Origin of the sequence: Streptomyces sp. (genome assembly GCF_019510245.1) — a bacterium.
GTDB lineage: Bacteria > Actinomycetota > Actinomycetes > Streptomycetales > Streptomycetaceae > Streptomyces.
The window spans coordinates 1-13,376 of the sequence record NZ_JAEKKT010000163.1 but is presented as its reverse complement, the minus strand read 5'-3'; the positions used below and the strand labels follow the sequence as shown (position 1 = coordinate 13,376).

The window sequence follows — 13,376 nt, the reverse complement described above, 5'->3', positions numbered from 1 at the left end:
TCCAGGGGAACGGTCTGCGGGGCGGCGCGGGCTGCGCCGCTGCGGCCGGAGGTTCGGTGGCGCCGACTGTACACCGAATCTCGGGAAGAAGTCTGGAAAGCTCTGGAACTCTGGTAACGTCTGGGGCATGAGTGATCCGCTGGACGCCTTGGAGAAGAGCATCAGCACCCTGCGCCGCGCGATTCGCGACGCTTCCGCAGCCGGTGACACCGAGCGCGCCGGCGAGCTGCGGATGCAACTGCGCCGCGCCGAGCGGGCCTGGGACGCCCTCGTCGACGCCGACGAACCGGCCACCACCCCGCCTCACCCCGTACCGGCAGCGGCTCCGGCCGCGCGGGGGTCACAGCTCCCGGCGCGCGAGCACGTCCACCGTGCCCTGATGCTGCTCGGGACCCCGGCCGCCCCCAAACTGATCGTCGGCGTGCACGAGGCGTTCTTCCCGGGCGAGCTGTCCGCGTCCAAGCTCTCCAGCCTGCGCCGGGACGAGGAGCGCTCCTACCGGTCCAGCCCCGGCGCCCGGCCGTACTACCTGTGCCCGGCACTGGCGCACGACCTGCTGACGCCGGTGCGGGCGCTCATCACCATCAGCACCTGGACGCTGGACCAGCGAATGATCGGCCCGCTGTCACCGCGCGTGGACTTCCTCACCGGCGCGATCCGCATCGCCGAGGCCGTGCGCACCTCGGCCGAGTCCACAGCCGGCGGGCCCGGTCCGGAGGCGCTGCGGCTGCTGTGGCGCTTCGCGGTGAACATCCCCGACGCCCTGCCGAGGAGCGTGGCCGGTCACGAGGGCGCGATGGACCCGCAGCAGGTGATCGACGCCGCCGGGGCCGAGCTGGACGTGCATGCCGACGCCGACCGCGCCGCCCGGGCGGAGGCCGCCCGGCGGGCACGCAAGTCGCTCAAGGACGACCAGCAGTTGTTCGGCGCGCCCGCGCAGGGCGTGACGTACCTGCGGACGGCCCGGGCCTGACCCCTGACGCTCAGCAGTCCCTTCTCCCCCGCAAGGATCTACGAGACCGTGAATGCACCAGTCGACGAACGCCTCGCCGCGCTTCGCGGATCCGCGAAGCGCCTGGACTACAACGCCCGGTCGCTGGCGGCCCTGCAGAACAACCCGCGCTGCACACTGCGGGCACTGCTCGACGCCTCCGGCTCTGACAAGGCCGCAATCGCCGCGCACGCCGGCCACCCCTCGCCCTTCGGCCAGTCCGTCTTCGCCCTCGCGCGCGGAAACGCCTTCGAGACGATGGTGAAGGACAACGGCTGCGCGGAGCTGGTGCGGGTCCTGCGCGAGACCCTGCAGCTGACGCTGCCGGAGGTGGGGTACGAGGACCTGAACAACGTCGGCGGCGACGGCCGCGCCGCGGTGCGCCACGACCGCACCGCACAGGTGCTGCTGCAGGCTGCCCGGGGTGACGGTGACGGCACCTTGTTCGACCATCCGATGCTGCGCCTGCGGGTCGGCGGGCACGAGGCGTTCCTGGAGCCGGACCTGGTGGCGTTCCGTGTCGACGGGCGCTTTCACATCGTGGAGATCAAGAGCTTCCCGATCCTCGACGGGCAGGCCGATCCCACGCAGGTGCGGGCGGCGACCACGCAGGCGTGCGCGTACATCATCGCGCTGCGTGACCTGCTCGCGCGGGCCGGTATCGACGGGCAGGCCGTGTCCGACACGGTCGTGCTGGTCGCGCCGAAGGACTTCACCAACCGGCCGACCGCGGCGTTCGTCGATGCCCGCAAGCAGGTGGCCGCGCTGAGCCGCCAGCTGTCGCGCATCGAGCGCATCGGCGACCTGGTGGACCTGGTGCCCGAGGGCCTCACCTTCGATCTCGACCTGGATGAGGAGCAACGGCCCCGGCGCCCGGCCGGGGAACTGGCCGCATCGCTGGACCGGGTCCTGGTGACCTACCGTCCGGACTGCCTGAACCACTGCGAGATGGCGTTCTACTGCCGCAGCCGTGCCCGCGCGGAGGCCTCGCTGGATGTCCTCGGGCCGGTGGTGCGCGAGCAGTTCGGCGGTATCGACACCACGACCATGGTGATGGGGCTGGCCCACGGCGAACTGCAGCCCAGCGAGGCCCAGTCCGAGATGGCCCACGCCCTGCGGCACGCAGCACGGCTGCGCACCGAACTGGAAGGTCTCGGAGGTGCGGCGTGAGCATACTGTCGGCGTTGGCGCATGTGCAGGCGATGGAGTCGATGCGGGCGGTGCCGCTGACCGAGTACCGGCACCGGCGTCTGTCAGGCCGGCCGGTGGTGATCGTCCCGCTGGCCATGGCCGGAGAGGCCGGGGCGCCCTTGGCCGCGATGGTCGGCTCCTCCAGGAGGACCGGGACGCTGCTGGTCGTGTCTCAGCCCCGCAACCGGGACCAGCGGTTCGCGTTCGCCGCCGGTCTCGGCCGGATCGTGGTGGACTACATCGATTCCTTCCGTCACAACCGCCGCGGTGAAGACGAGCGTTCCCTGTACACCGACGCGCCGCAGGTCCTGGTGCCCAACCCCGGCGGCGTCAAGGCCCTGGCCGATCTGGGACGCATGTGCCGCTTCCGCTCGACGTCCGGTCCTCACGCGGTGCCGGATGTCGTCCCCGAGTTCGGCATGTGGCTGACGTTCCTGGTCGACAGGGCCGAGCAGGCAGGCACCTCCCTTCTGCTGCCCGTCACCGGGATGCTCACCGAGCACTGGGCGACCGGCCAGAGCACGCTGGAGGACCAGAACCTCGCCTCCCTGATGGCCTGGATCTCTCCCCCGGCGGGCTTGAGCGTCGAGCAGGCCATGGCCGAGGCGGAGAACCCGGACGTGTGCCCGCCAGCGGGCCCGACGACCTCCCCCGAATTCGACAACCGCGACCTGGCGCCGGCGATCAGACGGTTCGACACAGCCCGCACCCTCGGTGACCCGCGTGCGCTGGCCACCGCCGAGTCCGACCTGCGGGAGCTGATCGCGGGGCAGATCCAGCCCACCTGGCGCATGGTGTGGGAGGCCATATCGCTTCTGCGGTCCGTGCCCGAGGCGCCGCAGACCGCCAGGCGCTTCGAACGCGATTGCGCGGCCTTCACCCGCTACTCCGACGACCGGGACGCCGGGGGCCTTCCGCAGCGCAAGCGGGACACCGCGATCAGCGCGGCCCGGAGGCTGAGCCGGCTGGAACGCGCGCTGGCCGACTTCGAGTCCGAGACGGCGTTCGACGACCGGTTCGTGCGGGCGGACCGGCGCAGCGCCGGGGAGGCGTTCGCCGGGACGGTCGTGGAGACCGAATCCGGCCGGACGGTCACCACGGCCAAGAACAGGCGGGTGCCACGACCGCGGGTCACCGTCCGCACCGAGGATCCCGTGCGGCTGGCCGCCGACACGAGGCTGATCAGCCCGTCCATGCCGGCCGGTCACAAGGCCGTGATCGTCTCCGTCCTTCCCGACGGGGACGCCACGCTGGTCATGGTGGAGGTCACGGGCGGAATGGGGCGCTCTGTCGCCCCGAAGCCGGGCACGGTGCCAGAGCCCGGCCAGAGCATCGACTACCTACCCGACCCGGGGTGGCGCCCGGAGCCACGATTCCCGGTGTCCGATCACACCCCGTGGACGCACAGTGCCGGCCCGGACGGGCCGGACACCGAATCCGCCGTACCCGAGGGCGCCGCCGCAGAGGAGTGGGGCAATGACGACTGACGACACCACCACGTTCGACGCGTCCGCGGCTGCGGGCGCCGCCACCGCAGCAATCCTGGCCGACCTGGCCGACTCCCGGCACAGGGCCGTCGTCGTCGACTCCCCGCCGGGCGCCGGCAAGAGCACCCTGGTGGTCGACGCCGCCCAGGAACTCACGGCGGGCGGCGAACGCCCGATCATCGTCGCCCAGACCAACAACCAGGTCGACGACCTGATCGAGCGGCTCGCCGAGAAGCATCCCGACCTTCCCCTCGGCCGTCTGAGCGCAAGCACCTACAGCCCGCCGCAGTCCCTGAGCGAGCTGACGAACACCACGATCGGGCGCACCCTGGCCGATCTGGCCGGCTGCCGGATCGTCGTCGGCACCGCCGCCAAGTGGGCCACCGTCCGCGACGCCACCACGTTCGGCTGGGCGATCCTGGACGAGGCCTACCAGATGCGCTCGGACATGCTGCTGCAGATCGTCGAACGCTTCGACCGCGGTCTGTTCGTCGGCGACCCGGGCCAGCTGGACCCGTTCACGATCGTCGGCACCGAGCGCTGGATCGGGCTGCCGCACGACCCGACGCAGAACGGCGTCAGCGTGATGCTGGAACACAACCCCGGTATCCCCGTGCACCGGCTGCCGGTGTCCTGGCGCCTGCCCGCCTCGGCCGCACCGACCATCGCCCAGGCGTTCTACCCCTTCAACCGCTTCACCGCCGGCACCGAAGAGGCCACCCGGGCCCTGGAGTTCAGCACCACCGGGTTCGCCCGCACCGACCTGGACGAGACCCTCGCCAAGGCGTTCACCACCGGCTGGGCCCTGCACGAACTGCCCCGCCGACACGTACCGCGCACCGACACCGAGACTCTCCGAACCGCCGCCGATCTCGCCGCCCGGCTGCTGATCCGCGGAGCGATCGCCACCTGCGAGCGCTACCCGGACGGACGGCCCCTGGACGCCGGTCACATCGCCATCGGCGTCGCCCACCGCGACCAGGCCGACCTGGTCCGGGCCGCGCTCGCCCGGACCGGAAACCCCGCCGCGCGGGGCGTGGCGGTGGACACTGCGAACCGGTTGCAGGGCCGCGAGTTCGAAGTCGTCATCGTCGTGCACCCGTTGTCCGGCCGCCGGGACGCCACGGCCTTCCATCTGGAGGCCGGGCGGCTGTGCGTCCTCGCCTCCCGCCACCGGCAGGCATGCATCGTCGTCGCCCGCGAAGGAATCACCGACCTCCTCGACAGCCACCCGTCCACCGACCCGGTGCACCTTTCCGTGCGCGCGAAGTTCCCTGACGGGTGGGAGGCCAACCAGGTCATGCTGGACAAGCTCGCCCGACACCGCGTCGCCGCATGATGCCCGCGCAACGTCAACGCCCGAGTACGGGGCTTTCCCGCCGAATTCGCAAATTCATTCGTTTTTCCGGGTTTTGTGAGTGCCGGTTTCTAGAGTGACGTCACCTGCTGTGCCCGGGGCAGGACAGACTTTGCATGCGATCGGGGGGTTGTGTGGATTTCGACCAGGTCACAGAGCTCATGCGTCATCCGGCGTGGGTGCTGCTGCGCGCGGACAATGCCGCTTTGGTGCTGTCGTTCTGCGGCACGGTGTTCGTCGACGAGAACGCGCGCGGTGTGCCGGAGACCGTGCTGGAGTCCCGGCTGGACGACCGGCTCTACCTCCTCAACGAGGAAAAGCCCGGCTCGTTTCCCCGGCCTGCCGACGCCTATCTGGCGGAGTGGACGAAGAACGGCTGGCTGCGTAAGTACTACCCGCCTGGGGAGGACGAGGCGCACTTCGACGCGACTGCGGCACTCGAGAAGGCCGTGGCCTGGGTGCGGGACCTGCCCGCACGTTCGTTCATCGGAACCGAGTCCCGCCTGAACACCATCGTCGCGCTCCTGCGGCAGATGGCGTTCGGAACGGAGACCGATCCGCAGACACGCATCGACGAACTGCGCCGGGAGCGTGACGCGATCGACGCCCAGATCGCCCGGCTGCGCGCCGGTGAGGTCGACATGCTGTCCCCGCTCGCTCTGCTGGACCGCTACCAGCAGGTGGAGAGCACCGCGGTCGAACTCCTGCGGGACTTCCGCGAGGTGGAGGCGAATCTTCGGGAACTGGACGTACGGCTGCGCCACCAGGTCGCCACCGCCGAGGGCGGGAAGGGAGAGCAACTGGCCGCGTTCCTGCTGGACCGCGACGAGATCGCCCGGTCCGATCAGGGACAGAGCTTCCAGGCATTCTTCGACTACCTCCTCTCCCCCCGCCGCCAGCAGGAACTGCGGGAGCTGCTGCAACAGGTCAACCAGCTGCCGCAACTGGACGGCAGGACCAACCAGAGCCTGCTGCAGATCCCCTTCGCCTGGCTGGAGGCAGCCGAGAACACCCAGGACACAGTCCGGCAGCTGACCGAGCAACTGCGCCGCTTCCTGGTCGACCGCAGCCGAGCGGAGGACCGCCGCGTACTGGCGCTGGTGCGCTCCATCCAGCGCCACGTCACCGCCCTGGAAGGCCGAGCCGACCTGCCCGGCATGACGCTGGACATCCCTCAGGCACATCTGACGCTGCCGATGGAGCGACGGCTGTACATGCCCGTCGAACGCATCGAGCTGGACACCGTCGCGGTGGATGAATCCGAGGACGCGGAGGTGGACATCTCCGAGCTTTTCTCCGGCGTCCACGTCGACACCGAGGCGCTGGCCGGTCATGTCCTGGAGGCGGTCGCCGCAAGCCCGAGCGGCCAGGCGAACCTGGCCGCCATCGTCGACGACCACCCGCTGGCCCTGGGGCTGGCGGAACTGCTCGCCTACTTCCAGGTGGAGCACCCCGGCCTGGACATGATCGTGAACCCGGACCGCACCGACCTCTTGGTCTACCCGCGCGTTCACGTGCCCGGGCACACGCAGGCGAGAGTGCCGCATGTGACGTTCGTACGCGACGAAGGCGGCACCGCCGCCGGAAAGGCGGAGCAGGAGTGAGCGACGCCCTGACCGTCCCCGTGGTTCACCTGCTGAAAGCGGGCGTGCTCTATCAGAGTGACGCCCCTGCCGTCTGGGAGCAGATCGTCGGCCAGCAGGCGGCGATCGGCGACTACCTCAGCGTGATCGGCCTCGACGTCGTCATCGACCGCGCCGAGGGCTACGCCTACGTCCGGCAGCAGGATCTCGATTCCCGTGACGACGGCGTCCCGGTGCCGCGGCTGGTCACCCGCCACCGGCTCTCGTTCCCCGTCAGCCTGATGCTCGTCCTGCTGCGCGGACGGCTCGCGGACAGCGACGCCGACTCCGCCGACCCGCGCCTGGTACTCACCCGCGACGACCTGGTCGAGATGGTCCGCGGCTTCCTCCCCCCACGCAGTAACGAAGCCCAGCTCGTTGACCAGATCGACGCCCACATCAAGAAGCTCGTCGACCTCAAGGCACTGCGCCAGACGAAACAGACCGGCGCCTACGAGGTCCGCCGCCACATCAAGGCCCTGGTCGACGCCCAGGCCCTCAACGACTTCAACGGCCTCCTCGCCACCTACCGCGACGCTGCCTCCACCACGGCCAAGGACGACACATGACCCTCACCACCGACCCGGCAGCGCTCATCCCCCGGCAGGCGACGCCAGCAGAGTCGGCCAGCACGTTCGGCGTCGGCCCCGGTTACCGGCTCGCCCGTCTGGAGGTGCTCAACTGGGGCACCTTCCACGGCACCACCTGTACCTTCACCATCGACGGGCACTGTGCCCTGCTCACCGGGGGCGTGGGATCGGGCAAGTCCACCCTCGTCGATTCGCTCACCACGCTGCTTCTGCCCGCCCACAAAATCGCTTACAACAAAGCGGCGGGCGCCGACGCCAAGGAGCGCGACCTGCGGTCCTACGTCCTCGGCCATCACAAGAACGAGCGCGTCGAGGCATCGGACACCACCCGCCCCGTGGGGCTGCGCGACCATACGTCCTACAGCGTGATCCTGGGCGTCTTCGCCAACTACGCCCTCGGCACCCACCTCACGCTCGCCCAAGTCTTCTACTGGACATCCCCGACCAGCAGCGGGCAGCCCGAGCGGTTCTACCTCACCGCCGAGGCACCGCTGTCCATCGACACCGACTTCACCGGCTTCGGCACCGACATCACCGACCTGCGCCGACAGCTGAAACAGCGCGGGGCCACCATCCACGGCAGCACATACACCCAGTACGGCAAGGCGCTGCTGAGAGGTCTGGGCATCCCGAGCCTGCAGGCCCTGGACCTGTTCCACCAGACGGTGTCGATGAAGGCCGTGGGCAGCCTGGACGAGTTCGTCCGCGAGCGGATGCTGGAGCCGTTCGACGCGAAGACGGCCGTCGACAAGATCGTCGCCCACTTCGACGCGCTCACCGCCAGCCACAACGAAGTCGTCCGGGCCCGTCGGATGATCGAGGACCTGACGCCGATCGTGATGGCATGCGACCGGTACGACACCGTCCAAAGGGAGATCACCGCCCTGGACAAGCGCCGCGGTGCCGTCCCCGCGTTCTTCGCCCAGCACCGCTACCGGCTCCTCACAACACGTCACACCGCGCTTATGTCCGGTGCGGCGGAACTGGAGGAACTGCAGTCCACTCGTGAGCGACAGCTGGAACAGCTGCGCGGGACGGCGGACGGCCTGCGGCGCCGTATCGACGGAGTCGGCGGGGAGAAGCTCGTCTCCCTGACCGGCCGGATCGAAGAGCTCGGCCGCGAACGCGAACGGCGCCGCAAGCGCGCCACCGAGTACAGCACCTGGCTCACGCAGGCCGGCATGGATCCCGTCCCCGACGCCGCCTCCTTCCGTGAGCGGACCAATCAGATCTCCACCGCCCGCTCCCGGGCCGAGGAGCAAGAGCAGCAAGCCCGCGGGAAACTCGACGATCTCGCCATCGCGCGCCACGACAACACCACCGCGACCGACGCGCTGCGACTCGAGATCACCAGCCTGCAGCAGCAGCGCTCCAGCATCCCCGCCCAGTTGCTGGCCCTACGCCACGAACTCGCCACCGCCGCAGGCGTCTCCGACGAAGTCCTGCCGTTCACCGGCGAGCTGATCCAGGTCCGCGACGACGAAGCCGAATGGGCCGGCGCCGCCGAGCGCGTACTGCACGGGTTCGCCCTGTCCCTGCTGATCCCCCACGCCCACTACGACACCGTCTCGGCCTGGGTCAACGGCCGTCACCTGGGCCTCAGACTGGTCTACTACCACGTCCCCGCCCACACACCCATCACCACGCTGCCGGACGCCCCCACCCTGCTGACCGGCAAAATCCAGCTCAAGTCCGACAGCTGGGCCCGCGATTGGCTCGCCGCGCGGCTGCGCTCGCGTGCCGACTACCTGTGCGCCGAAGACCTGGATGCGTTCACCCGCGCCACCCGGCCCGCCGTCACCCGGCAGGGCCTTGTCAAGGGCGGTGGAGGCCGCCACGAGAAGAACGACGCCTACCGCATCGACGACCGGCGCAACTGGGTGCTGGGCTGGAGCAACCAGGCCAAGCTCGACGCCCTCCTCGCCGAGGCCACCCGCCTCACCCGCGAAAGCGCCGACATCACCACGGCCACCCGGGAACTCGAGAAGCAGCAGCGGGCCCGCGCCGGAACCAGTGCCGCCCTCACCCTGCTGGCCAGCGTCGACACCTACGCGGAACTCGACTGGCGGGGCACCGTCGCGGACATCGAGCAGTTCGAGCAGCAGAAGAAAGCCCTGGAAGCAGAAGCCGGCCTGGACAAGCTCACCGCGCAGCTCCAGTGGACCGAGAACGAGATCGTACAGAGCAGCAAGACGTTCACCACGGGGCAGGAGGAACTGGGCGGTCTGCGCCGCGACGTCCAGCACATCGCCAGCCTGCTGGGCAGGACCACCACGTTCCTCGCGCAGTGCGACCTCGACGGCATGGCGGAGCACGAGGAAGCCCTGAGGAAGTTCCTGCCCGCAGCCGACAGCGACGAGCACAGACTCCTGGAGATGCTGGACGACGCCGAGCGCCATGCCGAAGCACGTCTGCTGCGCAGCAGCGGCAGCCGCCACGACGCCCTGCGCCACGCCAGCAGCCAGGCAGCGGGGCTGATGACCGCCTTCCGCAGCAGGTACCCGGTCCACACCGCCGAGCTGGACAACACCATCGAATCCGCCGACGGCTACCGCGCGTTGCACAGCCGGCTCACCGACGAGGACCTGCCCCGGTTCGAGGAGCAGTTCCTCCAATACCTGCGCACCAACGTCATCCGCGACATCGCTTCCTTCCAGGCCCGCCTCGGCGCTCAGGAGCAGCAGATCCGCGAGCGCATCGACGTGATCAACACCTCGCTGGCCGGCATCGACTACAACCCGGGCCGCTACATCCGGCTCAACGCCGCCCCCACGCCGAACAAGGAGATCCGCGAGTTCCAGCACGACCTGCGCGCCTGCACCAGCGAAGCACTCTCGAACGACGCCGACGACACCTATACCGAGGAAAAGTTCCTCCAGGTCAAGGTGCTCCTCGACCGCTTCAAGGGCCGCCCGGAGCACACCCGTCTAGACAAGGAGTGGACCGCCCGTGTCACCGACGTGCGGCGCTGGTTCGTCTTCTCCGCCAGCGAACTCAACCGCGAGGACGACGCCGAGTACGAGGTCCACTCCGACTCCGGCGGCAAGTCCGGCGGCCAGAAGGAGAAACTCGCCTACACCATCCTCGCGGCTTCCCTCGCCTACCAGTTCCGCATCGACCCCACCGCCGCGAAACCCAAGACCTTCCACTTCGTCACCATCGACGAAGCCTTCGGACGCGGTGACGACCCCTCCGCCCACTTCGCCCTCGACCTGTTCCAGCGCCTGGGTCTGCAGCTCCTCGTCGTCACCCCGCTCCAGAAACTCCACGTCATCGAGCCCCACGTCACCCGCGTCGGCTACGTCGACCGCCCCGACAAGACCCGCTCCCGCCTGAACAACCTCACCATCGAGGAGTTCCGGGCCCGCAAGCAGGCAGCAGCCCAGCAGGCGAACCAGCCCCCGAGGAAGCAGTCGTGACCCCGGCAGAATGGACCCGCCCCGAGCATGTGGTGGAAACCCTGCGCCGCAAGTGGACCAGCGGCCGCTACCTCACCGCCGCCGCGGGCGGACGCCCCTTCGAAGCCATCGGAGTGCCGCTGAAGGGCCCGACCGCGGCCGATGCCCTGCAGCATTACGAGCAGGCACTCGCCTGGGCCCAGTGCTGGGCTCCCGACCGACACCCGCATCTGCGCATCCAGACCAAATCCATCGGAGGCCGCAACGGCACCCCGTCGAACACCGTTCCGGCCCGAGTCTGGGTCGACACCCGCGACCGCCTCTGGACACTGCTCCGCGTCACCACCCAGGTCGACCACTTCCACACCCTGCACGAGCAGACCGCACGCCAGGACCCCGGCATCGCACAGTGGATGGCCGACCACCCCATGAAGGTCCTCACCCACGCCGCAGACTGGCACCGGCTCGTGCGCACCACGTGCTGGATCCGTGACCACGACACCGAGGCGGTCTACCTGCGCGAGATCGACACTCCGGGCGTGGACACCAAGTTCATCGAGACCAACAAAGGAATCCTCGCCGAACTCCTCGACTGTGTGCTCCCCGAGAGTCGCGTCAACACCAGCGCACCGAAGAGCGATCTCGTCGCACGGTACGGCTTCCGCACCAAACCCATCTACATCCGCCTGCGCTACCTCGGCGCCTCTCCCCTGCCCTTCAGCGAACTCACCGTCCGCGCCGAAGAACTGGCCGGCTGGTCCCCGGGGGTGCGCACCGTCTTCGTCCTCGAGAACGAGATCACCTACCTCTCGCTGCCGCCGGTCCCCGACGCCGTCGCCATCCTCGGCTCCGGATATGCCGCTGCCCTGCTGCGTCATCTGCCCTGGCTCGACGATGTCGACCTCTGTTACTGGGGCGACATCGACACCCATGGCTTCGCCATCCTGGACCAGGTCCGAGGACGTTTCCCGCACACCACGTCACTGCTCATGGACCGCGCCACCCTCCTCGCCCACGAGTCCCACTGGGGCCAGGAGAAGACACAGGCACGCGGCGGCCTGACACGCCTCACCCCCGAGGAGGGCCGCCTCGACGAAGACCTGCGAACCGGCGCCTACCGGCCGCACCTACGCCTGGAGCAGGAGCGCATCGCCATCACCGCCGTGCGAGAGGCACTGACACGGCACCGGGAATGACACCCAAGGCCGAGAACACCGGACGGCCACGGACCAGGAACCGTGATCGAGGGCGAGGCCACGCCCGCGTCCGTCCGGCCGGGTGGTCCGCAGTTCCGCGATAACGCCGGATATGACCGCTCCGGCCGGCGTAACGCCCCCTCCCCCGGGGCCCCCGGGCCCGGCTACCGAGGCGGGACACCATCGTCCGTTTGCGGACGGAGACCGATGATGACGTGGCGGCCCGTGCCCTGATCCAGCGTTTTCAGCCCACGTATCCTCCGGCGCCGGACACTCGACTCCGCATAAACCCCACCCACGGAACAGACCTACCGCTCAATACAACTGAGCAACACCAGGACACAACCAAGATCAATAAACAAACGCGTCAGCTACGCCACACACGGGCCCGGAATCGACAGCTCATCGCCACCGGGGCTGCCCACGAGTCGAACGATCCCACCGGTACCCCTCCGGCGGGACGCTCTCCCGCCTCCCTTCGCGTCCACCTGGCGTACGTCCACCGCGCATCCGGCGTACCCCGCCCACCCCCATGGCGCCGCACCGCTTCCGTGTTGCTCCCCGATGCCTGGCGAGGACACTGAAGACAAAGGTGAAGGGTCAGGAGGTGCTGTGTGGCCGTCACGCACAGGCCGGCGGGTGCTCCTGGCGGCGTTCGCCCTCCTGGCGCTGCTCGTAGCTGGCGTCGGCGGGTATGCGCTGCTCGGGTTCTCGCTGCCCGACGCCGTCTATATGACGGTGATGACGCTGACCACGGAAGGGTTCTCCGGCGCCGACCGGCTCACCGAGGCCGGCAAACTCTTCACCGCCGCGCTGGCGGTGGTGGGGGTCGCGGTCTTCGTCGCGACCCTGGGGCTGATCGGGACAGCACTGGTGGAGGGGCGGTTCGGGCCCGCGGGAAGGAAGCGGCGCATGCAGCACCGCATCGACACGCTGCGCGACCATTTCATCGTCTGCGCCTACGGGCGGGTCGGTCAGGCCGTGACCCGCGAGTTCGAGGCCGAGGGCGTCCCCTTCGTCGTCATCGAGAACAAGGCCGCCCTGGAAGAGCAGCTGCAGCGTGATCGCGCGCCTTACCTGATCGGCAACGCCGCCTCCGAGCAGGTGCTGCGCCGCGCGGGCATCACGCACGCCCGCGGCCTGGTCTGCGCGGTCGACTCGGACGCCGAGAACGTCTACATCACCCTGATCGCCCACTCCCTTAACCCCTCGCTCGCCATCGTCTCGCGCGCCTCGGAGGCGGCGTCGGCCGAACGCCTCACCCACGCTGGCGCGAGCAGCGTGGTCTCTCCCTACATCACCAGCGGCCGGCGGATGGCTCTGCTGGCGGTCCGCCCGCACGTGGTGGACTTCCTGGAGTTCACCCGGGCCGGCAGCTCCGACGTCCGGATCGAGGAGATCCGCTTCGATGCCGGCTCCCGCCTCGTGGGCCGGCCCCTGCGACAGGCCTGCGGGGGAGCGCTGCCCCTGCTGATCCGCCGCGCCGACGGCGCCCTGGAACCCAACCCCGATCCCGAGACCGCCGTGCAGGCCGGCGACACCAT

General features: G+C 69.6%; 9 protein-coding genes. All 9 read left to right on the top strand.

The genetic code is table 11. The annotated features are described in order from the left end of the window. Window positions 1-127 precede the first annotated feature (127 nt). Complete coding sequence (locus tag JF597_RS31215) at window positions 128-973, top strand: hypothetical protein (RefSeq protein ID WP_294003018.1); 846 nt, start codon at window positions 128-130, stop codon at window positions 971-973. A gap of 48 nt (window positions 974-1,021) precedes the next feature. Then, window positions 1,022-2,161 (top strand): hypothetical protein, encoded by a 1,140-nt coding sequence (locus tag JF597_RS31210; RefSeq protein WP_294003016.1) that lies wholly within the window; start codon window positions 1,022-1,024, stop codon window positions 2,159-2,161. Then, entirely contained in the window at window positions 2,158-3,669 is a 1,512-nt protein-coding gene (locus JF597_RS31205) for a hypothetical protein (RefSeq protein WP_294003014.1), read from the top strand. The genes JF597_RS31210 and JF597_RS31205 overlap by 4 nt, the downstream gene beginning before the upstream one ends. Continuing rightward, on the top strand, window positions 3,659-5,008 hold the full coding sequence (locus JF597_RS31200; protein ID WP_294003012.1) for an AAA domain-containing protein: 1,350 nt from the start codon (window positions 3,659-3,661) through the stop codon (window positions 5,006-5,008). Before JF597_RS31205 ends, JF597_RS31200 begins: the two co-directional genes overlap by 11 nt. A gap of 179 nt (window positions 5,009-5,187) precedes the next feature. Further along, entirely contained in the window at window positions 5,188-6,630 is a 1,443-nt protein-coding gene (locus JF597_RS31195) for a DUF3375 domain-containing protein (protein WP_294003010.1), read from the top strand. Further along, window positions 6,627-7,217 (top strand): DUF4194 domain-containing protein, encoded by a 591-nt coding sequence (locus JF597_RS31190; RefSeq protein WP_294003008.1) that lies wholly within the window; start codon window positions 6,627-6,629, stop codon window positions 7,215-7,217. The genes JF597_RS31195 and JF597_RS31190 overlap by 4 nt, the downstream gene beginning before the upstream one ends. Next, a complete protein-coding gene (locus tag JF597_RS31185) occupies window positions 7,214-10,657 on the top strand; it encodes an ATP-binding protein (protein WP_294003006.1) in 3,444 nt (1,147 codons plus the stop codon). Before JF597_RS31190 ends, JF597_RS31185 begins: the two co-directional genes overlap by 4 nt. Further along, a complete protein-coding gene (locus JF597_RS31180; protein ID WP_294003004.1) occupies window positions 10,654-11,832 on the top strand; it encodes a Wadjet anti-phage system protein JetD domain-containing protein in 1,179 nt (392 codons plus the stop codon). Before JF597_RS31185 ends, JF597_RS31180 begins: the two co-directional genes overlap by 4 nt. A 612-nt stretch (window positions 11,833-12,444) precedes the next feature. Further along, window positions 12,445-13,376, top strand: a 932-nt coding sequence (locus JF597_RS31175) for an NAD-binding protein (RefSeq protein ID WP_294003002.1), incomplete at its 3' end; no start/stop codon positions are given.

Excerpts from the sequence above, each read along its gene's own strand:
- JF597_RS31195 (WP_294003010.1), top strand. The coding sequence starts at position 5,188 with ATGCGTCATCCGGCGTGGGTGCTGCTGCGCGCGGACAATGCCGCTTTG.
- JF597_RS31200 (WP_294003012.1), top strand. The coding sequence starts at position 3,659 with ATGACGACTGACGACACCACCACGTTCGACGCGTCCGCGGCTGCGGGC.
- JF597_RS31185 (WP_294003006.1), top strand. The coding sequence starts at position 7,214 with ATGACCCTCACCACCGACCCGGCAGCGCTCATCCCCCGGCAGGCGACG.
- JF597_RS31215 (WP_294003018.1), top strand. The coding sequence starts at position 128 with ATGAGTGATCCGCTGGACGCCTTGGAGAAGAGCATCAGCACCCTGCGC.